The organism is Arenibacter hampyeongensis, assembly GCF_002909255.1.
In the GTDB taxonomy this organism is placed as follows: domain Bacteria; phylum Bacteroidota; class Bacteroidia; order Flavobacteriales; family Flavobacteriaceae; genus Arenibacter; species Arenibacter hampyeongensis.
Window position 1 is genome coordinate 69,745 of the sequence record NZ_PIOB01000008.1, and the last position, 23,572, is coordinate 93,316.

Annotated in this window: 14 protein-coding genes and 1 tRNA gene; 8 read left to right on the top strand and 7 right to left on the bottom strand. The window is 39.9% G+C overall.

The features are described 5' to 3' along the window. Window positions 1-64 precede the first annotated feature (64 nt). The 4 genes from CWD91_RS17435 to CWD91_RS17450 all read left to right on the top strand — a co-directional run bounded on the left by CWD91_RS17435 (window position 65) and on the right by CWD91_RS17450 (window position 10,829). Window positions 65-8,506, top strand: a complete 8,442-nt coding sequence (locus CWD91_RS17435) for a T9SS type B sorting domain-containing protein (protein ID WP_103442252.1) — start codon at window positions 65-67, stop codon at window positions 8,504-8,506. A gap of 513 nt (window positions 8,507-9,019) precedes the next feature. Beyond that, the gene (locus CWD91_RS17440) at window positions 9,020-9,259 is read left to right on the top strand and encodes a GIY-YIG nuclease family protein (RefSeq protein WP_103442253.1); all 240 of its coding nucleotides are present in this window, start codon (window positions 9,020-9,022) and stop codon (window positions 9,257-9,259) included. Further along, window positions 9,250-9,327, top strand: a tRNA-Pro gene (locus CWD91_RS17445). The genes CWD91_RS17440 and CWD91_RS17445 overlap by 10 nt, the downstream gene beginning before the upstream one ends. A 1,043-nt stretch (window positions 9,328-10,370) precedes the next feature. Continuing rightward, window positions 10,371-10,829, top strand: coding sequence for an Lrp/AsnC family transcriptional regulator (locus CWD91_RS17450; protein ID WP_103442254.1), 459 nt, complete (start codon window positions 10,371-10,373; stop codon window positions 10,827-10,829). Window positions 10,830-11,083: 254 nt separating this feature from the next. On the opposite strand, the gene CWD91_RS17455 is transcribed toward CWD91_RS17450, so the two are convergent. The 7 genes from CWD91_RS17455 to CWD91_RS17485 all read right to left on the bottom strand — a co-directional run bounded on the left by CWD91_RS17455 (window position 11,084) and on the right by CWD91_RS17485 (window position 19,508). Continuing rightward, complete coding sequence (locus CWD91_RS17455; RefSeq protein ID WP_103442255.1) at window positions 11,084-12,463, bottom strand: NAD(P)(+) transhydrogenase (Re/Si-specific) subunit beta; 1,380 nt, start codon at window positions 12,461-12,463, stop codon at window positions 11,084-11,086. Continuing rightward, entirely contained in the window at window positions 12,463-12,771 is a 309-nt protein-coding gene (locus CWD91_RS17460) for an NAD(P) transhydrogenase subunit alpha (protein WP_072861921.1), read from the bottom strand. The genes CWD91_RS17455 and CWD91_RS17460 overlap by 1 nt, the downstream gene beginning before the upstream one ends. Before the next feature lie 11 nt (window positions 12,772-12,782). Beyond that, a complete protein-coding gene (locus CWD91_RS17465; RefSeq protein WP_103442256.1) occupies window positions 12,783-13,883 on the bottom strand; it encodes a Re/Si-specific NAD(P)(+) transhydrogenase subunit alpha in 1,101 nt (366 codons plus the stop codon). A gap of 620 nt (window positions 13,884-14,503) precedes the next feature. Further along, entirely contained in the window at window positions 14,504-16,393 is a 1,890-nt protein-coding gene (locus CWD91_RS17470; protein WP_103442257.1) for a monovalent cation:proton antiporter-2 (CPA2) family protein, read from the bottom strand. Next, window positions 16,390-16,995, bottom strand: coding sequence for a glutathione-regulated potassium-efflux system oxidoreductase KefF (kefF, locus tag CWD91_RS17475; protein ID WP_103442258.1), 606 nt, complete (start codon window positions 16,993-16,995; stop codon window positions 16,390-16,392). The genes CWD91_RS17470 and kefF overlap by 4 nt, the downstream gene beginning before the upstream one ends. Before the next feature lie 88 nt (window positions 16,996-17,083). Beyond that, a complete protein-coding gene (locus CWD91_RS17480; protein WP_103442368.1) occupies window positions 17,084-18,346 on the bottom strand; it encodes a mechanosensitive ion channel family protein in 1,263 nt (420 codons plus the stop codon). A gap of 268 nt (window positions 18,347-18,614) precedes the next feature. Then, on the bottom strand, window positions 18,615-19,508 hold the full coding sequence (locus CWD91_RS17485; RefSeq protein ID WP_205164659.1) for a sugar phosphate isomerase/epimerase family protein: 894 nt from the start codon (window positions 19,506-19,508) through the stop codon (window positions 18,615-18,617). Between the two features lie 413 nt (window positions 19,509-19,921). Between CWD91_RS17485 and CWD91_RS17490 the strand changes: the two genes are divergently transcribed. The 4 genes from CWD91_RS17490 to CWD91_RS17505 all read left to right on the top strand — a co-directional run bounded on the left by CWD91_RS17490 (window position 19,922) and on the right by CWD91_RS17505 (window position 23,512). After that, on the top strand, window positions 19,922-20,482 hold the full coding sequence (locus CWD91_RS17490) for a hypothetical protein (RefSeq protein ID WP_103442259.1): 561 nt from the start codon (window positions 19,922-19,924) through the stop codon (window positions 20,480-20,482). Between the two features lie 449 nt (window positions 20,483-20,931). Next, on the top strand, window positions 20,932-21,516 hold the full coding sequence (locus CWD91_RS17495) for a YceI family protein (RefSeq protein ID WP_239985841.1): 585 nt from the start codon (window positions 20,932-20,934) through the stop codon (window positions 21,514-21,516). A 26-nt stretch (window positions 21,517-21,542) separates the two neighbouring features. After that, on the top strand, window positions 21,543-22,811 hold the full coding sequence (locus tag CWD91_RS17500) for a hypothetical protein (RefSeq protein WP_103442261.1): 1,269 nt from the start codon (window positions 21,543-21,545) through the stop codon (window positions 22,809-22,811). A gap of 116 nt (window positions 22,812-22,927) precedes the next feature. Further along, a complete protein-coding gene (locus CWD91_RS17505) occupies window positions 22,928-23,512 on the top strand; it encodes a YceI family protein (protein WP_103442262.1) in 585 nt (194 codons plus the stop codon). Window positions 23,513-23,572: the final 60 nt, after the last annotated feature.

Below are 23,572 nucleotides of genomic sequence, written 5' to 3' on the forward strand. Positions count from 1 at the left end.
TTACACTAAAAATATACTTTGATTTCCCCAAGTCCGAATATATTTTGTAAAACCTACTTAACCTATGCTCCCAAAAAAACCAAGGCATGTATACTATGCCCTACTTTTGATAGCCCTAAGCATTGTGTTTAGTGTATCGAAAGCAAATTCAATAGTTTATGAGCTTATAGCCGATGTCACTTCTGCGGTCGAAAATATAAATTCGACCAATTTGCTTGTTCCTCAAGCAAAGGAAAATATTCTACTGGACAACTCTCAAACAAGTATCCAAGAAGAGGTTAAAATTGATGCCATTTCGAGTCCAATGATGTTCGCTACGATTATCAATGGTGCCAACGAGGAGGTAACTTGTACCAATGACGGTAGTACTTTGGCAAAATTTTTCCTTTGTGGAACCGGAGATAATAGAACTATTTCGGTAAGCGGAAGCGGCACAATTACCTGGCAAAAACTGTCGGCGAGCTGTCCGTTTGTGGGAACCGATACCTGTCCAGTGAAGGATAATAGTTGTTATGGACCGGCAGTAACAAGTGCAACTTATTTTCTTGACGCCAGTAATCCCTCCGTTGCGGGGGAATATCGAGTTAGGGTAGGGTCTGGGGCCTTTTATTATTTTAGGGTTTCTTCCAATCCATTGAATCCGCAGCTTAGTACCCAGAATATTATCTGTGGTAATCCAGGTAGGGTAGAGGTAACCAATGTTCCTGCAGGATATGAATACAGCCTTAATTCGGCAGCAGGTCCTTATCAGGACAATCCGTTTTTTGATATATTCACCCCAGGTAATTATCAAGTATTTACTAGATTAAAGAATGCTTCCCCAAGTGCCTGTGTTTTTCCATCGCAAACAGTAACCATAAGCGAAGTGGATATGACCGTTGCAGTCTCCAAGGTAGATATCACCTGTAGTGGGGATAAGGGTAGTATTAGCATTAATATTTCTGGAGTACCGGGATTTTATAGTTATAGGTTAATTAGGAATGGTGTAACCATGAACACCTTTGGTCCCAACGGATCAAATACACATACGTTTAATAATCTTGGGGCTGGCACCTATTCGGTTTCGGTTCAGGCAGGCAGTAGTTGTACACAAACTATAAGTACCATTAATGGAAATCCCATTACTATAGGTGCTGGACTTGTTCCCGTAGATGCCACTGCATTTGCCACAAATAGTTTTGGTTGCGGTGCTACTTCCGTGGATATCACCATAGATGCCAGCGGGGGTACTGGTCCATATCAGTATAACGTAAATGGGGGAGCCTTCGGGGGAAGTTTTGCAAATTCCACCACGCATACTGTTGGTAGTCCTGGCACTTATAATATAGTGGTAAGGGATGCCAATGGATGTACCAAAAATGCGGCGGTTGATGTTGAGAATATTCCACCTCCAGTATATAATATTACCTCTATAGATGCTAATTGTGGGGGGTCCAATAACGGAAGTATTACCGTTAATGTAACCAATAGTAATGGTTACAACTTGGAATACAGTATTAATAATGGTAGTACTTTTCAGAACAGCAATGTTTTTTCAAACTTAGCACCGGGTAATTATAATGTGGTAATTAGGTACCAACAAGATACCTTTTCTTGTACCACTCCAGCGGTCAATAGATCAATAGGTACCCCATCCACTATTTTAGGAAATGCCAACGCCACACAAACCCCAAGTTGTTTAAATGAAAGTGGGGGCCAGATTACTTTTTCAGGAGTTAGTGGTGGTGTAGGTCCATATGAGTATAGTATTGGATCCGGGTTCATTCTGAACAATACTGTGTTTAATGGAATCTCTGCCGGAACTTATTCCCCACAAATACGTGATGCCAATGGCTGTGTTACTACCTTACCGGCCATTGTTTTTATTCCGTTGAACAAACCTACCGATATCGATTTTACCGTATCCAGCATAGATTGTGCAACCGGTACGGCATCCGTTTCCTTGGCGGTAACTGGGGGATCGGCTATAAGCACATATGAAATAATAGCTCCAAGCAGCGTTAATAATGGAGGTTCCAATACTTTTACGGGCTTAGGGCTTGGCAGTTATACCTTTAGGGTTACCGATTCGGCAGGTTGTAATTTTACAGAAAGTTTTGCCATAACCGATATTAGTTCCATTGGGGTCGCCAGTCAGTTGCTCACTAATGTAACCTGTTTTGGTGATAGCGATGGGGCAGGCAGATTTATTGTAGACGGATTTAGTGGTACCTATAGGTATCAAATTGATGCAAATCCAGTAGTTACAGGTCAAACTTCCAATATTGTTGCCGTAGCCGGATTAACAGCAGGTTCCTATACTATAACGGTTACCGATGAAGATACCAATTGCGTTGATACAGCTACCTTGACCATTGCCGAACCGGTATCTGCATTGGCCATAGCTCCTATATGGACTGATATGAGTTGCCAGAACAACAATAGAGGTGCGGTAAACGGGAATGCTTCCGGTGGATGGGGTAGTTATAAATATACCTTAACCAGACCTAATGGAAGTACTGTAGGACCAAGGACCAATCCAAATTTCACTGGTTTAACAGATGCCACAGGGGCATATACCATTATGGTAGAAGACGGTGGCGGTTGTACCGCTTCCGCAAGTTATACGTTTACTGCTCTAACGGCCCCAACTTTGGTACTGGATACTGCGGCCTCCGACTTTTGTTTTGATAGTACCAATGCCACGACCATGGTGGTTAATGCCAGTGGGGGAGATGGAAATTATGAATATCGAATTGATAATGGAGCTTGGGTCGCCGGAGGAGCCAGTGCCACCTTTAGCGGTCTTAATCCTGGCAACCATACCGTTCAGGTTAGAGATGGCAATAACTGTATGGATGATGTTGTTAGGAATATTCGGCCACAGACTACCTCTACGGTAAGTATACAAAAGGAACTTACCTGTAGCTTAGTGCCTGGTGCGGGAGATGCAGATATTCGCGTAAATATTGGAAATGGGAATCCACCTTATGCCAATTATGCGGTAAATATTAATGGAGGGGGATATGGTCTAACAACACCTATTGCAGGAAGTAGTTTTGTATATACTACTCCTAGTCCAGGTACTTACCAGTTCCAAATTACAGACGGCAATGGTTGTGTGGTGGAAACCAATGTGGTAACCATAAGTCCTACAGATATAATAGCTGCAACTGCCGCTGTTACGAACCCACGTTGTAACGATCCCAATACCGGTATAGTGCGCTTATTGCCCGATACCACAATAGGGGTGGCTCCGTACGCATATAGTATTGATGGAAGTACATACACCAATCAGGCTGTATACGGAAATCTATCACCTGGAAACTATACCTATTATGTTAGGGATAGTAGAGGTTGTTTTATAGATGTCGATTTTACGGTAGGGCCTCCAGCTCCGGGAGTTGATGCCACTGTGGTGCCAAATGATGCTACTTGTGCCGCGGGAGTGGTTACAGGAAGCATTGATGTTACTGGTAATACCAATGGTTTGGCTCCCTATACCTATACTTTATTGGATGTCAACGGAAACACCGTTGGTCCAATTGTAAATACGGCAAGTGATACCCATAGTTTTACCAATGTACCTGAAGGGGAATACACGGTAGTTACAAGGGATGCATCAGGTTGTGAAGATAGGGATGCCGTTACCTTGGGCCATACGGGGGTAACAATTACCCCGGTTCCGCCGCCTTTACCAGTAAGTTGTGATCCCAGTGCGGATGGATTTACTTATACGGTAAATATTGCTGGTGGTTCGGCAGAGTATGATATAAGGGTAGTGGGTGACCCATCAGGCTTTTTTAGTATGGCATCTGGCGCTACTTCCCACACCTTTAGTTATGCAACAAATGGAATTATATATGGAGTAGCCTATACAGTTGAAGTTTATGATAGGGTAACGCTTTGTACCTATCAGCAGGAAATTCCACCTGTAAGTGGTCCATTGCCTGCTTTTATCGCAACAGCCTCTGCGACTTCAGCCTCCTGTGACGTATCCGGAAACGGAATATTTAATTATGAGGTTGAGGAATACACTGGTACCCAACTGGAAATTACGGTAATCAATGTCACAACTGGAGCTATTGTGGCACCTGCAACAATCATTGCAGTACCTGCTTACGTTGCGGGTACTCCTTATACGGGACAGATAACTAACTTGCCTCCCGGTAACTACCGTGTGTTGGTAGAGGATGTACCTTCGGGCTGTACCACTAGTGCACAGGCAATTATTGCCCAAGATATACCAACAATTAACGTTGATAGTAATACCAATGCCAATTGTAACGATCCTTTCGGACATTTAGTGATACGTGGCGTTGGTGGAACCGGGCCATACCAATATTCTGTAGTACCGACCACAACGCCAGTTGGGGCCTATTCGGCAACTACGGATTATGATCTGGCTCCTGGGGATTATGATGTTTATGTTCAGGACAATAGCGGATGTAGTTCTTTCACTACTGTGACGATTTTAGAGGATCCAGGTATTGCGGCACCTACAATTAATGTTACCAATCAATGTTTTGTGGTGGCTTCCTATAATGTAGAGGTTACTGGCCCGGTAAACAGTGGACCTGCCCCGGAAACTACTTTTCAATATGATATGGGCAGTGGATTTCAGGATAGCCCTTTTTTCACGGTTCCCAATCCAGGTACTTATACCATGACCGTTAGGGATGGTAATGGGTGTATTGCAACCAATACTTTTGAGGTATACGATTTCTTTTCCATCACCGCCAGTGCCACAGCAGAGCCTTCCTGTAATAATGCCGATGGCACCATTACGGTAGTAACATCTGGTGGTAGTGGGGATTTTGATTATGTTTTGGATGATGGAATAAATCCAGTTACTTTTCAACCCAATAACCCTGTATTTACAGGGCTTATTCCAGGTAATTATACTATTACTGTTACAGATAGGAGTTCCAATACCACTCCATTATGTGAGGATACTGCGGTAGTAGAAATTATTTCGGTGCTTCAACCAGATATAGATTCTATTTTAACTGAAGATATTTCGTGTTTCGGCAGTGCTGATGGCAGTATTTCGGTGGATTTGGACCCAACTACGGCCACGGACGGACCTTTTGTATATAACCTTTACGATAGTGGCAACAATTTGATTGTGAGTCAGGCCGATGCTATTTTTGAAAACTTAACTGCAGATACCTATGAGGTTGAGGTTGTGTCAAGTAGAGGGTGTATGTCCCCCCGTGTATCTACTACTATTGCCGAACCTACGCAACTTATAGGAGCGGCCTCTGCCCCTCCATTTACATGTAACCCCGCCAGCAATACGTTTAACACTTCAATAATTACAGCTTATGCCGATGACAACGGAGATGGCACTGGTACCCTAACGGGAACGGGACCATATACTTATAGTATCAATGATGGAACAGCCGTGTTCGATGGGACCAATTTCCAGAGCAGTAATACCTTTGAGATTATTGATAATGGTAGCCCTCAAACTATAATCGTTACCATTCGGGATAATAATGGGTGCGAAGTTACGGATACGGTCAACTTAACGCCTCCATCAGGATTAACCTTTAGTTTCAATGAACTTACGCCAATTACCTGTGATGCTTCGGGATCTGGTGTAATGGCCAGTACAGTGGAAATTATTATTAATCAAGGACCTGGAAATTACGGTGTGGAAATATTGCCATTGGGAACCCAACCAGAGCGACTTACCAGTGGGTCTGATAGGCTTGTTTGGAATTTGGATACTCCCGGGGATTACATATTTGCTGTAAGGGACATTGCCAATGGCGGATGTTTATATGTTACTCCAACCTATAATGTACCCGATTATAATCTAATAGAGGCGATTATTAACGAGGTGAAACCAGTAACTTGTTTTAACGGAACTGATGGCGAGATAAGTATAGAAGTCAATAATTATACCGGTGTTTATAATTATGAAGTATTTTCCCGTGATGCCGCCGGAGTAGAAACGAGTACTGGAGTAATAGGTAGTTTTGATACCGCCAATCCCATTAATAGCCCTGAAATAATAACAGGAGTGCCAGCGGGCAACCTGTTGGTACGCGTGGAGGCAGTGGATAGTCCGTTTTGTGATACCGTTAGTAATACAACCACGGTACATGGACCGGATAGACCATTGGATCCCACACCAGCTCAAACAGCGGATGTAACCTGTTTTATTCCTGGAAGGGGTGAAATTACGGTTTCAGGTGATGGAGGCTGGGGCGGCTATGAGTATCAACTTGAGTTGGAAACTGCTCCGGGAGTCTATCTTATGATTGCACCTTTTTCTACTACTAATGTGTTCAGTGATTTAATAAGTGGTACCTATCAAGTAAGTATAAGTGACTCGGGTGGTTGTGTGGTGATGGAGAATTTTACCATTAGTCCTCCAATACCCATTGCAGCAGATATTCGAATTGTACAGCCACTGCTTTGCCCAGGATCGAACGATGGAATAATTGAAGCCTTTAATGTAACAGGTGGAGAGGATACCAATGGTGATGGAGAGGAATATTTGTTCCAATTGAATAGGTTGGATGCTTTAGGTAATATACTGAATACAAGTGGTTTGCAAGAATCTGAGGTGTTCCCTAACTTACCTTCCGGAAATTACACTATAGTGGTCTATGATGGTTGGGGATGTAGTTTTACCACGCTTCCCATATTTATCCAAGATCCTCTTCCCGTGGATGCCGACTTGTTGGAAACCTTGGCACCTGGTTGTGGGGACGAAGGTCGAATGGAACTTACCATTGTAAACCCCGTACCTGGAATGGAGTATTTCTATCGCAGGTCCGGTACCACAGATCCTTTCGTTTCTTTCGGTGGGATAGGTATTATTACGGTAGAAATTATTATACCAGATGTAAATCTTAACCCAGGGCCTTACCAATTTGATGTACAAAATGGCAATGGTTGTCCAGAACAGAAGTCGAATGAAATCAACCTTGATCCTGCTTTACCCTTGGTTATAGCCCTAGATCTGGTAGATGCCAATATTAAATGTGCAGGACAACCAACAGGTATTGTGCGGTCTGAAGCTTTTGGAGGGGTAGGGAATTATATTTATACCTTGGTAAACAATATTTTAGATAGTGGAACTCCTGGTGTTCCCAGGCTCCCTGTTGCTGCCGATATTGTGAGCGGACCTCAAAGTTCTGGTATATTTAGAGATTTGCCACCGGGATCGTATTATGTTTATGCCACTAGTCTGGGATGTACTGCAATTTCTGGAGAAATTTTGATAACCCCCAAAGACCCACTAATATTGGATCGTTTGGAAATGGTGCCTGTTAGTTGTTACGGGGATGTAGATGGTCAGGTCATTATAGAAGCCAGCGGTGGTACTGGAAAAATTCGTTTTTCCATTTCCGATACCCTAAGCGAGTTTTTTGAAGGGGAAGATCCTGCGAATCCAAATTTTTTCACCTTTACGGATTTGCCACCTGGAACCTACGAGATAATAGTACAGGACGAATTGGGATGTAATATTTTACAAGAGGTGACCATATTGGAGCCAGAAGAATTGGTAGTAGCCAACGTGGATACTAGTCCGGAAACCTGTATTATGGCTTCAGATGGTTCGGCACAGCTGACTATGATGGGAGGAACGCCTTTTACGGATTCCTTAACTGGAGTAGAATATTATGAGACCAAAATTATTGGACCAAACTCTGTTGGTGATGAGGTTTTTGCAAGAAATGACTCCTTGTTTTTTGATAACCTAATGGGCGGAGAAACCTATGTAGTATTCATTCAGGATTCCATGGGTTGTGAGGCCAATGTAGTGGTGCCGATAATGATCGGTGTGGACCTAAATTCTGAGCCTATCGTGGAATACGGTTGTGAGGGTATATTCCCCAATAGTACGGTTACTATTCGTATGACAGATGCTAGTTTAATGCCAAGATTGTTGTTTTCTTTGGATGTGGACGACATGACCATGGCCAATACCGAAACTGTATTCGGTGATTTGCCCGCAGGCGACCACACCGTTTATATTTACCATGAAAACGGATGTGCAACTTCTGTCAGCTTTTCAGTAGACGCATATGAGCCCTTGACCTTGACAGCTATTAAAACTGGTCCCAACGAGGTAACCGCAATGGCCACAGGTGGATATGGAGGCTATGAATATTTCTTCCAAGGGGATTCCTATGGAGGGGAAAATGTGTTTTTATCCAATCAAGATGCCAATGTTAATGTAAGAGTGTTAGATCAAATGGGTTGTGAGGCTACCATTTCCATACCGTTTAAATTTACTGGGATGTTGGAAATCCCTAATTTCTTTACGCCCAATGGGGATAATATGAATGATCAATGGTATCCTGGAAATAGGGATTATTTTCCAAATATAGAAGTTAAAATCTATGATCGCTATGGTAGGGTAGTGGCCATTTTGAACCAGGTAAGTGGTTGGGATGGTAATTATGACGGTAAAGCCGTACCCTCGGGGGATTATTGGTATGAAGTCAATGCCAATGATGAGGATAAGCAACAATTCTTCGGGCATTTTACACTCTATAGATAGAGGAGATATTAGCTGTATTTTTCCATGAAAAGGACACTAAGATTTTTAGTGTCCTTTTTTATGCCCTATAACTATTTATTTGGAAGTATTATGCTATCTTTGCTGTCCAAAAAAAAGCTTTACTTATTCACTTTAAGTATGGTTTAAATTTTAAGGTGTGTACCCTGAATTGGCTTGGTCTATAACGCATGGCGTTATTATCTCGTCGCTTTTGGGACACGGATGTCGTTACGCTTTGAGGCATGACAATCCAAATAAAGATTTTAGATGACCATTTCGGGGTGTAGTACCGTGTTGTGCAAGGCATAAACTACGCTCAAATAGTTGTCAACAAAAAAATAGGATTGAATTTCCCAATTGAAACATTCAGTTCTATTAAAATTCGGGGTGTACCACGCCTGAGGCGTGGCAGGTCTAGCTCGGCATGTAACGCAAGGCGTTATTATCGTGCCGCGTTTGGGACGCGGAGGTCGTCACGCTTTAAGGCGTGACCACCCGGAATAAAGAAAGTATATGTTCGTTTATATATTATATAGCGAGAAACGTTCTAGATATTACGTAGGTCAGACTTCGGATATTGGAAATAGATTGAAAAGACACAATCAAGGAGTTGTTCCTTCTACTAAGAGTGGGACGCCTTGGAAATTAGTTTTGCAACTGGCAGTATTATCTCGCTCTGAAGCCTTAATTTTGGAGCGACGTATAAAGAAAAGAGGAGCAAAACGTTTTATAGATGACCATTTCGGGGTGTAGCGTAGCCCGGTTATCGCGCCGCGTTTGGGACGCGGAGGTCGCAGGTTCGAATCCTGCCACCCCGACCAAGAAAATCCGATCACATATGTGATCGGATTTTTTGTTTTCCACTGCGTAGCACCGCTAGGAGCTTAAGCGGTGTAAAACAAAAAAGACGTACAGGCGCCAGCCTGTGCTGGATTTTCATGAGCACCGACCCCTAAACAGGTTCCCCGAACGCAGTGAGGTAATCCTGCCACCCCGACCAAGAAAATCCGATCACATATGTGATCGGATTTTTTGTTTTCCACTGCGTAGCACCGCTCGGTGCTTAAGCGGTGTAAAACAAAAATGACATACAGGCGCCAGCCTGTGCTGGATTTTCATGAGCACCGACCCCTAAACAGGTTCACCGAACGCAGTGAGGTAATCCTGGCACGAATCCCAACATTATCTATAGTTTGTACCGTTGGAACTTAAGCAGCGGAAAACAAAAAAGACAACAGACGATAGCCTGTGTCTGATTTCCTTGAGCACAGCCCCCTAAACAGGTTCACCGAACGCAGTGAGGTAATCCTGGCACGAATCCCATTTTTATTTTATAATTAGCATCGCTAGATACTTTGGAGCACCGTATTTGGTGAGCAATTCGGTGCGCAATCGTTAACCTGAATTATAATAGTAGTTTGAATAACTTTAGTATAGAGCCTTAACTACGTCTATCCAGGGCAAACAAGGTGAATTAGGTCTAATTGTACACCATGTTCGCAGTACATTTAGGTTTTTAAAGTTTGATTATTAAAACTGAATTATAACTAGTGATTATCTTATTTTCTATTAAATCAATGGAGTTTTACTTTTTTTTCTGACGAAATAATAGGTTTTTTAACTTTAAAAATTAAAACTATTTAGACTAACAAATAATTTTTAACGATATGAAAAATCCTACATCTGAAAAATAACATAAAATTATTTTTACATCATTTTATTATCATATTATTAGTGTTTTTATTTAAATGATAAATTAAATTTACTAAAATCAATATTTATTAGAATAAAACACAATATTCTGCAGTAATTATTCTAGTAAGTACAGATTAATAATGGTCTTGATAATCTAAAATAGAGCAATATGAAAGACAGAGTAGATGAAATAGATTTCAAAATTTTAAGTTTACTGGCAGACAATGCACAGATGCCCTATACCGAGGTTGCTAAGAAGGTAGGTATTTCTCCAGGCACTGTTCATGCAAGAACTAAAAAAATGATAAACCTAGGGTTGATAAAAGGAGCAACCCTTAACCTGGACTACAGTAAGATAGGTTGGAAAATGACTATTTTTTTAGGCGTTTATCTGCGAGAAAGTATCATGTACAAACAGGTTATTGAAGCGCTACAAAAGGTTCCAGAGGTGGTTAAAATTCACCACAGTACTGGCAAGTATGACATATTTCTAAAAATGCATGCCAAGGATAGTATGCACTATAGGGATATATACCAAGATACTATTTTAACCATAGACGGGATAAAAGGTGTAGAATCTTTTATGTCCGTTGAGGAAAATATGAGCCGTCATATTTCTTTTGAATGATTTATGTTTCTCTAATCCCTGGGTATCCACTACAGCTAAATATAGGTTAATCAATGGAGCCCATTGTTTGGTTTTACCTTATTGATTTGGGCCGCGGCCAGAGATTAAATGGTTATAAAATATCTAACCCAAGAAGAACAAGGGGGCGACCCAAAACCTCCCCTCGATAATATATTACTTAAGCCAAAAACTAGGGTCGAAATATCCTCCAATAAACCGCTCTTTAAGATTCAGCTGTTTTAACCGATTGGATATTATATATTTTTTAATTCGGCCACCAAATCTGTCAACGCTGCCTTGGCGTCCCCGAAAAGCATGGAGGTTTTGGAATTATAGAACAATTCATTCTCTATCCCGGCATAACCTGCGTTCATACTGCGTTTGTTTACGATGATATGTTTGGCATTTTCAACATCCAAAATTGGCATGCCGTAAATGGGACTCGCTGGATTGTTGTGTGCTGCTGGATTAACAACATCATTAGCCCCAACAACCAGTACTATATCTGTATTGCCAAATTGGGGATTAATATCTTCCATTTCAACCAACATATTGTATTCTACGTTCGATTCGGCCAATAGCACATTCATATGGCCCGGCATACGCCCTGCAACGGGATGAATGGCATACTTTACATTTACCCCTTTTTTTGTCAACAATTCTTCCAATTCATGAATTATATGTTGTGCCTGCGCAACTGCCAAGCCGTAGCCTGGAACTATTACCACATTGTTAGCGTAATTCATCATTATGGCCGCATCACTGGGGTTGGTGCTCTTTATTGATCCAAGGGTTTTATTTTCCCCTGCAATCGCGGCAGCTCCTCCAAAAGCTCCAAAAATAACTGACCCCAAGGTTCTATTCATGGCCTTGCACATTGCCACGGTAAGAATAATACCAGCAGAACCTACAAGTATACCTCCTACAAGCATCACCATATTATTGTACAAAATCCCAGTAATGGCAGCAGCAATACCTGTCAATGAATTCAATAAAGAGATTACCACTGGCATATCGGCGCCTCCAATGGGAAGAACAAATAAAATTCCATAGATCAGACCGGTGGCCAATAGGGCATATAATAATAACTTACTATCTACGCCAGTAGCAACCATAAATGTCGCAAAAATGACAATTCCAATAATAATAATGTTGTTTATGATGTTGTAGAAGGGTATCCTTACCACGCTTTTTAAAGAACCGTTCAATTTGCCCCATGCAATTAAACTACCGGAAAAAGTAATGGCCCCGATTATGATGGCTGAAACTATGGTGGTGGACTGTGTAGCGTTGTTTACATTTTTACCGTATTCCACCAGCCCGATCAGTGCTGCACTGGCACCCCCAAAACCATTGAACAAAGAGACCAATTCTGGCATTTTCGTCATTTCTACCTTTATTGCGATCAACCAACCAATTATGGAACCTAAGAGAATTGCCGCCCCAATAAGGATATAAATGAGAGGTGAAACTTGTTGCTCATGAACAAAAACGGTTCCCACAATGGCCAATCCCATACCGGCGGCCGCAATTAAGTTCCCCTTTTTAGCCGTTTCTGGATGTCCCAACATTTTTAGGCCTACAATAAAGGTAACGGTAGCGATGAGATATATAATATTCAATAAAATCCCCATTATTTTTTTCTTTTAAACATTTGTAACATCCTATCGGTAACAGCAAAACCACCTACTACATTTAAGACTCCCAAGACCACTGCAACGAAGCCTAAAGACAACGCTATATAATCGGTTGGGTCTGCATGCAACATCACCAAAATAGCTCCCACAATTACAACGCCACTCAATGCATTTGCCCCAGACATCAATGGTGTATGCAAAACAGCCGGAATGCTCTTTATTACCTCTATCCCTACAAATATGGCAAGGATAAGGATATAGGTAATCTGTAGGTTGTTCTCTATAAATTCCAATAACTCATTCATCGTTTATTTTTTTAATTTTTTCTAATAGTTCCATTTTGCACAATCAGGGTCTCATCCGTAATTTCTTCCTTCAGATCCCATTTAAAATTGCCTCCTTCGGTTAGATGTATAATGTAGTTGTAGATATTTTTTGCATACAGATCACTGGCATTTGTAGAAACGCTTCGTGGATCAATACTGGTACCTATTACCTTTACTCCATTTCTGATAATTGTCTTATTTATCTGGCTTACCTCACAATTTCCTCCTTGGGCTGCAGCCAAGTCTATGATTACTGCACCATTTTTCATTTGCATTACCTGTTCTTCCGTAATTAAAATAGGTGCTTTTCTACCGGGGATATTGGCCGTGGTAATAACCAAGTCAGCTAGGAACAGTGATTTATTTACAGCCTCTTTTTGTCTTTTTTGGTAATCTGCAGAAGCTTCCTTGGCATAACCTCCTTCTGATTCCTCCCCCTCATTATCAACCAAGATAAATTTGGCCCCAAGGGATTCCGCTTGCTCCTTGGTTTCGGATCTTATATCTGTGGCTTCTACTATGGCTCCCAATCTTTTGGCAGTTGCAATGGCCTGCAAACCGGCAACGCCTATACCATAAATCAATACCCTTGCTGGAGCAATGGTCCCGGCAGATGTCATCATCAATGGAAAGATTTTTGTCATTTCAAAGGCTCCCAAAATCACGGCTTTATAGCCTGCAAGATTGTTTTGCGAACTCAACACATCCATATCCTGGGCCCTTGATATTCTTGGGATGGCATCCATGGAAAAAGCGGATACGCCTTTTTTGGCAATGGCTTGGATAAGTTCGGGGTTGGACTTGTGATACAATTTACTGATCAAAATTTGACCTTCGTCCACCAATTTTAAATCTTCTTCATCAAAGGGATTAATTTTTAGGAGTACCTCGGCTTCATGGAAAACGACCGCTCTTTTTTCTACAGCTACCTGAACATTAGTATAATCTGAATCTTTAAAAGAAGAGTACTCACCCGCACCTTCCTCTGCAATTATTTCAAATCCTGAGGCAATTAATTGTTTGGCAATGTTAGGCGTAATGGCAACACGTCTTTCACCATCCAAGGTTTCTTTTAAGATGCCTATTTTCATATTGGTTAATGGTTTGGTTATGTAAGTAAATTAATTTTTTGGCAAATTTTAGAAAAACGTCAAAACTAACGAATGAACAAAATATTTTGGGTCTTTCATAAGAAAGATTACAATTTTATTGTTAATTGTTTAATATTTTGCAACTTGGGGATAAATCTAAAGTCTTCCCTTTTTTAGTGTGATTTTAGGTTTGAATTTTTTAAGTATTATCCCATGCGGTCATTCAACACTTCAATATTAAACTTGATTTTGATTTAAAGCATCCTGTGCTGTCTGCCACCTGGCATTATGGCAATGAAGAAAATTGTCCGAATACAGGGCGGATCTTTCCGTAAATAGCTTGTTATTAACAATTGCAATTAATAAGTTTTGACATTTCGCTGGGGTGACAATCTTTGGAATTGTCATACTGAAAATTGTGCTGAGTACATTAAATTTTAGGTTGTCAAGGATAATTGGGATATATATTTTTGCCAATACCAGGAATCCTAATATTCCAGTTTCAGGAAGAATTTAAACTCAATATCCGGAAAAGTTTTAGGCAATACCCGACGCTTGGTCTTTGGAAGAAAAAATATATAGGGGAATAATTATCGACTCATTTATGATTCCGAAATGTATTATTGATTCTTGGGCAATTTATGGGCGGCTCTCATTTGTTCACTATCCCAGTGATTATCATATTCAATAATACCTCTTTTTAGATCTTCCTCCAACTGTTTTTCTTGTTGTTTGATCTCTTGTTTTGCCTTAAAAATATATTCGTCCCTTGTTTTGGGTTTATCGGCCAATCTTCTCAGGCCTTCCTCATCATATTGTATAAATTTTTGGGCCTGTCTATGAACGGTATACCTTCTAAAACCTAAATGTTGAAGTACGTCACCGGCCATCTTTACAGACGTTTCCAAAGATTCCCTGTACACATCTTCTATGCCCATGTTTAATAGTTCATAGGCGTCATATCTATTTTTGGCACGTACCATCAGCTTTACTTTTGGATATTTCTCTTTTACCATTTTCGACAATTGAATCGCGGCATCCGGATCATCTATTGCAGATACCAGAATCTTGGCTTCGGCTATTCCGGCCGATTCCAATAATTCCATTCTACTGGCGTCGCCATAATATACTTCAAACCCCATTTTTCTTAAAAGATCTACCCTGTTGGAATCGCTATCCAATATGGTGGCCTCTATACCATTAGATCTGAGGAAACGCCCAATGGTACTTCCGAAATGGCCAAAACCTACTAATATAACCTTATGGGTTTTTGCTATATGGTCTACTGACCTGGTTTCAGCTTTTTTTGTCCCAAATCTGGGTAAGATAAGTCGATCATTAAGTATTCCAAGTATCGGGGTGAGTGTCATTGTGAGAGCGGTTACCACTAACATTATATCCAGTTCAAACCTATTTAAAATATTTAGTTGAAAGGCAAATGATAGTAGCACAAAAGCAAACTCCCCAATTTGTGCCAGGCCTATAGTAAGGAGAAGTCTTTGGTCTACCTTGAGCTTAAAAATAACAGCCACCAAAAATAAGATTACAGCTTTTAATACAATTATGGAAACTACTAAACCACTTATCAATAATGGGTTGTTTCCAAGGACAATAAAATTGATAGAAGCACCTACCGCCATAAAGAACAAACCTAGCAATAGGCCTTTGAAAGGTTGCAAATTGCTTTCCAATTCATGTTTAAACTCACTGGTTGCCAATACCACGCCTCCCAAAAAAGCACCCAATGCCGGACTTAGTCCAACCAATTCCATTAAGTAGGCAAGGGCGAAAACAATAAGCAAAGCGGATGCTGACAATAATTCCCTTAGCCGAGTTTTGGCTACAAGGCGCAACATGGGCACAAAAATATAACGTCCGGCAAGAATTACTAAAACAACCGATAGGAAAATAGCAAGAGCCTGAAATCCTAAGGGAAGGTTTTCAAGTAAATAGATATGATCGGCATGATCAGCGGTAACCGTGATTTTTTCGGTATCGGTAAGTAGTGGGATTACCGCCAACATTAGTATGACTATAATGTCCTGAAAAAGAAGAATGGAAAACGATGAAGCCCCATAGGTGGTGTTCATTAAACCATTTTCCTTAATGGTCTGTAGCGTAATGGCTGTGGAGGAGAGGGACACAGCCATGGATATGATCAAAGAAACTTTCCAATCAAACCCAATAAAGATAAATAAAAGGAAGGATACCATCATGGTACCCAATACCTGGGCTCCGCCCATCCCGACTATGGTTTTTCTCATTTGCCAAAAGTTCTTGGGTTCTATTTCAAGGCCTATTAAGAAAAGCATCATTACAACACCAAATTCGGCAAAATGAAGGATGTCCTGGCCTTCATCCCCAACAAATCCTAAAATATAGGGGCCAATTAGTATACCGGCCAGCAAATACCCAAGAACGGAACTCAATCCTAATTTCTTGGCAATGGGCACACAAATAATGGCGCCAGCTAGAAATACAATTGCTGCGAAAAGAAAGCTACCACTCATATGGAATCTACTTTATTTAGTTGGGGGGTGTCATTTAAGAATTCACAATCACTTACCGTTCCCATGGGCAGGTTTTTCTGCAAGCATGCTATCAATTGCCTGTACTGGAAGGTATGTTTCTTCAGCTCTTGATCACTTATGTTATGGGTTCCCATGACGGTGAATGGAGGCATATATTCCATACCACAGAGTCTGGCTGTTTGCTCAAAGGGTCGTAAAAATTCATTTACAGAGTAGTTGTTGGAGCCCGTTGGACAATAGACTTCCCTAGTCCCACCTGTGGTAATTACATTTAAACATTTTTTTGTTTGCAGTGCACTTGCGTTGGGACCATATGCCCAACCAAATTCAAGAACAACATCCATCCATTGTTTCATTAAGGGTGGACAACTGTACCAATAAAAGGGGTGGTGCCATATTATGACATCATGTTCTTCCAACATTTTTTTTTCGCCAATTACATCGATATTGAAATCTGGATAGCGCTCATAAAGGTCATGAAAGGTAACGCCCTCTATGTTTTCAATTGTAGCTACAAGAGCTTTATTCGCCCTAGATTGTTCAAATTTTGGATGGGCAAACAAAATCAATATACGTTTCATACTTTTAATTTAATGGAAAAACCTTGTACTAGTTGATTCTTGCTTATTATAAGGTTGTGCTAATCAGATAAAGACTTAATCTTCCTTTTTATTTTTTAACCTTATCCAAATTAATATCCATGGTGGTTGGCAGTTCAAAGGTCTCCAACTCAAAATAAGGAAGTGCTGCCAATAAATGATCAAAAATATCGGCCATGATATACTCGTAGTTCTCCCAACGTTTATCACTACTAAAGGCATAAATCTCTAAAGGTATTCCCTGACTTGTTGGGGGTAATTGCCTAGTCATAAGGGTCATTGTCTGGTTAATAGCGGAATGGTTCTTTAGGTAAGTTTCAGCATATTTTCTAAAAACACCCAGATTTGTTAGGTTCCTTCCGTTTATGGCTATTTGCTTATCAATATCATGCTCCTTGTTATAGGTATCGATAATCGTATTTCTTGTCTCTAGATATTTGGAAATTATTTGTATGCCTTTTAGGGTTTCAATATTATCTGCAGTTAGAAATTTGATACTTTTCTGTTTTATAAGCAGTGCCCGTTTGATCCTGCGACCTCCGGAGGCTTGCATTCCCCTCCAGTTTTGGAACGAATCCGAAATAAGCGAATAGGTAGGAATAGTAGTGATTGTCTTGTCAAAATTCTGGACCTTCACCGTGGCAAGGGAAATTTCGGTAACATTTCCATCTGCCCCAAATTTTTCAAAAGTAATCCAATCTCCAATGCGCACCATGTCGTTGATACTTACCTGTATGCTAGCCACAAGGCCTAATATGGTATCTTTAAATATCAATAGGATTACCGCCGAGGCCGCGCCCAAGGCAGTAAAGAATTTCCAAATGGTGGTGTCGGTCAAGACAGCAAAGAGGGTAAGGAGGCCCCCGATCCAAGCAAATATCATAAACACCTGAATATAGCTATCCAAGGGTTTGTCTTTCATATGGGGCAGGGTCTTCAGATAATCCTTAATGCTCCGCAGAAGGCTTCTTATTAATAGTAGTACTAATATTACCGCTAGGATTTCTATGCCCTTTAAAACAATGCCTTCTGCATATTCATAATCCAGAAAGGCGAGCGGAAGCAACTCGTAAAGTAATAATAAGGGAACTATATGTGCCACGTAGCGAGGCACTTTATTAACAACTAAGAAATCATCAAAATTGGTCGAGGAGCGTCTAGCGAACCTGACCGATGCAAACCTCAATACTTTCCATATGATATAATCCAACAATACAGCAAACAATATTATCCCAACGAAAAGTAAAAGGGCATTTAAATAGGCGGCAGTATTGGTTTCCACCCCGGATTGTATTAGGTAATCGTACAGTATTCGTCTTAAACCATTGTTCATGACCTGAATTCTATTTTTAATATTTGACAAAAATAAGAATTGAGGTTCAGTTGTGGCAGTATATAGATAAAAAGTGTCGCAGGCCAGGATGCCAATCATTTTTTTGAATGTCTTCTGTAACTTTTAAAATTGGGTCTCAATAGCTTATGTAATAAAGGTGTGGAATCAATACCCTATTTTTTCATTTCAATTGTGGAGCTCTAGGTGTTATTTTAAGGTGTATGGGTATTAGGTGGTCTATTTTGCTTATCTGGTATTTAAGCCATTGTTACAAATATTCCTGAAGGTGCATTTTAAAATACTTGGCGCTGTCCGCTGCACTTGTCATGGGACTGGTTTTGAAATTACCTCCCTGCTCAAGATAGTAGAATTCCAATCCAGATTCTTCTGGATCGGGAAGTATTTCTGTGTAATCAATGGAACCGTTGCCCAATTCGGAATAATCCCGACTAACTTTATCCATGTCCTTAATATGCCACATTACGTAGCGGCCAGGTTGTTTACTTATCAGTTCCTTGGGGGTAAATTTAGAGGAGTGCATAACCCAATACATATCCATCTGAAGTTTTACAAGTGAAGCATCAGTTTCGTTTATGATGATATCATAACCAGTCTGACCACCGTAATCCTCAAATTCGTAGCCATGATTGTGATAGGCAAAGCCCAATCCAGCCGAATATACTTGCTCTCCAATAAGGTTAAGTTTATGGGACATTAATTTAAAATTATCCAAGCTCCGTTGTTCGGGTCCAATATAGGGCCAAGTTATATATTTGCTATCCAGGGTCTTAGCCGCGCCAATGCATTTATCTACATAACGTTTTAATTCTTTATCGGATTTTTCCAAATAGGGCGAAAAACCGTAATGACCACTTGTGATAGACAGTTGCAGCTCGTCCAAAATTGTCTTTAAATCCGATGGTGAAAATCCGTAAATAAGGTCCTTTTCGGCATCAAATCCGTACAATTCAAAGTCTTCATAGCCCATTTTTTTTAAGGCCTTAATAGTGGCAAGGGGATCTTTTGCCATGTCGGTACGTACAGAGAAAAGCTGGTAACCCATTTTATATTTTGGTCGCTCCCATATGTTGAAAGCGCTAAGGGGCATTAAGGCCAATGCTCCCACAATACTCGTTTTCCCAATAAAATTTCTTCGATGCACCTGTTTATGGTTTAGAGGGTTGTAGTCCTATAGGACGCGATAAAGTTTGAAGTTAATCAAATTTTATCTTCTTATGGTTTCCTTGTTAACAATATTCCCATCAAAGTCATATCAATTTTTACTTTTCCCTACCTAAATGTCCTATAGGATTTATCCACAATAGGGGCTTGTTCATTCCAAATTAAATGGCCATCCTCAAAACCTAATTCCCAAAAGGAGAGACGTAGGCATAGTGTCGTCTTTTAATAAATTGTGGTGATCTTTTTGTAAGTATAGGGCAGTATAGTTATAAAAACTCACGATTGAGCCTATTCGCATCCAGATAAAATACCACATAAATTGGAAAATTCTCTTGTTTTATTAATGGATGCTTCCCCATAATTTTGTTCGTGTATTCTTTAAAATACTTCGCTATGAAAAAAATGAAATTTTATCCCAAGACTTGGCAAGTGGTTCCATTGCTATCCGATAGGTATCTATTGGATTCAGATGGAAAATGTATAAAGGATTTGGTATTGCGGAATAGCTATGCCACAGATATGAAAGTGTCCGAAATGGATTTGAACATTGCAAAGTTTTCTGCTATGGATACCAAGGGGCAGGAGCATTTTATTGCGGATTTCCCAGGTCAGGCCTCAATACCCATTAAAGGGATGCACACAGGTCTGTTTTTAAAATCTAAAAGTGTGCTTACTTTGAAGCCAGGTAATTATAGAGCATTCAGATTTTATCTTGGCAAATCTGGCAACAGTATTATATATAGCGACCGCTTGGAAGAACGCGCGGACGGAATTAAATTCTTGGATTTTGAGATTGTGGACGGACTTACAATAAAAGGCGAGGAGTCTCCGGAGGCCATTCTCCGATTTGACTTTGTACCCTTTAATACTAGTGGACTTTTCAAATTGATCGGACAATTATTTAAAGGGCACACTGCTTTTGCGGGCAAGCTCGTCAACTCAATGAGTCATTAAATGAAATATATTTAAGTTTCCTAACCTAAAAAAGGCTTTTTTCTTGGGCAGATTTAGAATTTACAAATAGCAGGACAAAGTCCCTAAAGTCTGCATAAGATAACCCTCAAAACAAAGTTTTAATGTTTTTAGGGTTTATTATTTTATAACAAGCTATTCATTTGGGAATGTATCAACTACTTCCCAAATGGATATTTGTTAATATTTTCCTAATAAAAACAGCCTAAAAGGTCCATTTTAAAAACAAACGAAATCTTCCCTAATTACAATTGCTCCTATAAAGGTTCTGGGGCACAAGGTTTTAAGTTAAATAATCTAGTAGACATCCCAAAATAGTATAAAAATTCAGGAAAGAGGTTAATAGTCCTTATTGTTAAAAGGTGACAATTGTCATACTGCCTAGATTTATATAAGAAGAGATTTGCATCCTAATATTAAAGCATACTATTATGATGAGATTCAATTTAAGCAGAATGGTAGCGGGGGTTTTATTTGTGTTTTTACTGTTTGTTAGCAACCTTACCGCTCAAAAGTACCACCTAGTAAATGAAAAGTCTTCATTGCTTGTACTTGGAACTTCCAGTTTACACGATTGGGAAATCAAGACAGAAAACCAGTCGGGAGTCTTGATACTTAAAAATGCCGAGACCGGGGAATTGGAACAACTAAGTCTAGAGGTAGAATCCGAAAGCTTAAAAAGTGGAAAGTCTTCTATGGACAAAAACACCTATAAGGCATTGGATACTAAGAACCATAAAAAAATTGTCTTCAAATTATCCGAAGTCAAAGAAGTGAAACCGAATGGTAACGGGAAATTCAAGATAAAGGCATCTGGAAATCTAACTATTGCCGGTGTAAAGAACGCTATTTCACTTGATCTGGATATGACATTGACAGGCAATAAGGTAACCCTAATAGGAGAAAAGAAATTAAAAATGACCGATTACAAAATTGATCCGCCAAAAGCGTTACTGGGAACTATAACCACAGGTGACGACATCACTATAAAATTTAATACAGTCTTAACTAAATAGAATTATTATCAATTAAATATACGAATATGACATCATTTCTTAAAAATGTAATTTGTGCAACACTAGTAGTAACAGGAATAGGTCTAAATGCACAGGACCGTAAACTGGATAATTTCAGACAACCCGATAAAAGAGGAATCAATGTATTTGAAGCTCCAAAGGATACAGTTTCTGTTTTCGATGGGGTGAAAGTAAGAATAGGGGGGGCATCCACCCTGCAATATCAGGCCGTAGATCATAGCAATTCAGGGGCTGTAGTCCTTAAGGATATAGGTTATAATTTTAATTTGGCTACCGCTAACCTAGATCTTGATGTTGCTTTGTTTGATGGGATTAGAATGCACTTAAGAACATATTTGTCCTCAAGACACCATCCTGAACCTTATGTTAAGGGAGGGTACTTCCAAATAGACAAGCTGGATTTTATCCGTGAAGGATTTATGGAAAATGTTATGCAGTATGTAACTATTAAGATTGGGCATATGGAGAATAACTATGGGGACGCCCATTTTAGGAGAACAGATAATGCCCAGGCAATGTACAATCCTTTTGTAGGTAACTTGATCATGGATGCCTTTACCACAGAGGTAGGAGGGGAAGTATATTTCCGTAAAAATGGATTTATAAGTATGTTAGGTATTGCAAATGGTAAATTAAATCAGGCGGTCAACAAAACCGACGGATCAACTGGTGGTGCCTCCTTCTTGGCAAAATTGGGATACGACAAACAAGCCAATGACGATTTAAGATATCGGATCATGGGGTCTGTTTATACCACAGGTTATGTACCAAATTCATATTTGTACAGTGCCGACCGTGCTGGATCTAGGTACTATTTTGTGATGGAAGATGAAACTGCTTCCACCAGCGGTAATTTCAGGTCAGGAAGGTATAATCCTAATATGAGGAACCAGGTAACAGCCGTTATGATCAATCCATTTGTAAAATATAGGGGATTGGAGTTTTTCGGAACTTTTGAGCATACGAGTGGAAAAGCCGATATTGAAACTTCCAACAGAACGGCAACACAATACGCTGGTGAATTGATCTATAGATTTGGGAAAGATGAAAATTTATATTTGGGAGGTAGATATAATATGGTAAATGCGGAGGAAAGCACTGGGGATGACATTGATATCTCAAGATTCCAATTGGGAGCAGGATGGTTTATGACGAAAAATATCCTCGCCAAAGTAGAATATGTAAACCAACAGTATGATGATTTCCCAACAACAAGTATCTTAAATGACGGAGAATTTAAGGGATTGATGTTAGAAGCGGTAATTAGTTTCTAAGTATTATAGAGTCTATCCTAAGACTTAATTTATATTATAGTTTGCCCGGGCACAAGAGGGTAATATGGCTCGGGCAAATTTTAAAAAGGCAAATGACAAACTCCTAAATACAGATAATGAAAAAAGTATTGGGCTTTACTACAATTTTTTTACTACTTGCTTTTAATTTCAAGGACTCCCCTGTTAACGATTCGGTAGTTACTATTGCACCTGAAAGTAGCTTGACGATTTCGGGGACTACCAATATAAATTCATTTAATTGTGATTTTGACATTGATAGAATAAAGGAATCCATTCCTGTCCATTATGAGAATATTGGTGGGAAATATATTTTTAAAAAGGCTGCTTTGGTATTGAACAACATGGGTTTTGACTGTGGTAGTAGAGGAATAAATAGGGATTTCAACGAACTTTTACAATCTGGGGATTACCCGCAAATATTGTTAAAATTAAAGGAAATTGATGGGAACATACTACAAGATTCACCATTAAACGCGGGAGTAGAAATTAAGATTGCAGGGAAAACCAATACCTACAAAATTCCAGTATCCATGGACGAAAATAAAACTACATGTGTTTCAGGTGCATTAAAAATAAGTTTGGGCGACTTTAAGCTCAAAGCACCAACAAAAGCGCTAGGGCTTATTGTGGTCCATGACTCCATTACTATTAATTTTGATTTGGTATTACAAATGAACTAGAATACTTTAGCTACTTATCGCCCAAAGGCAAAAAATGTATAGAGAAGTTCCATGTTTCAA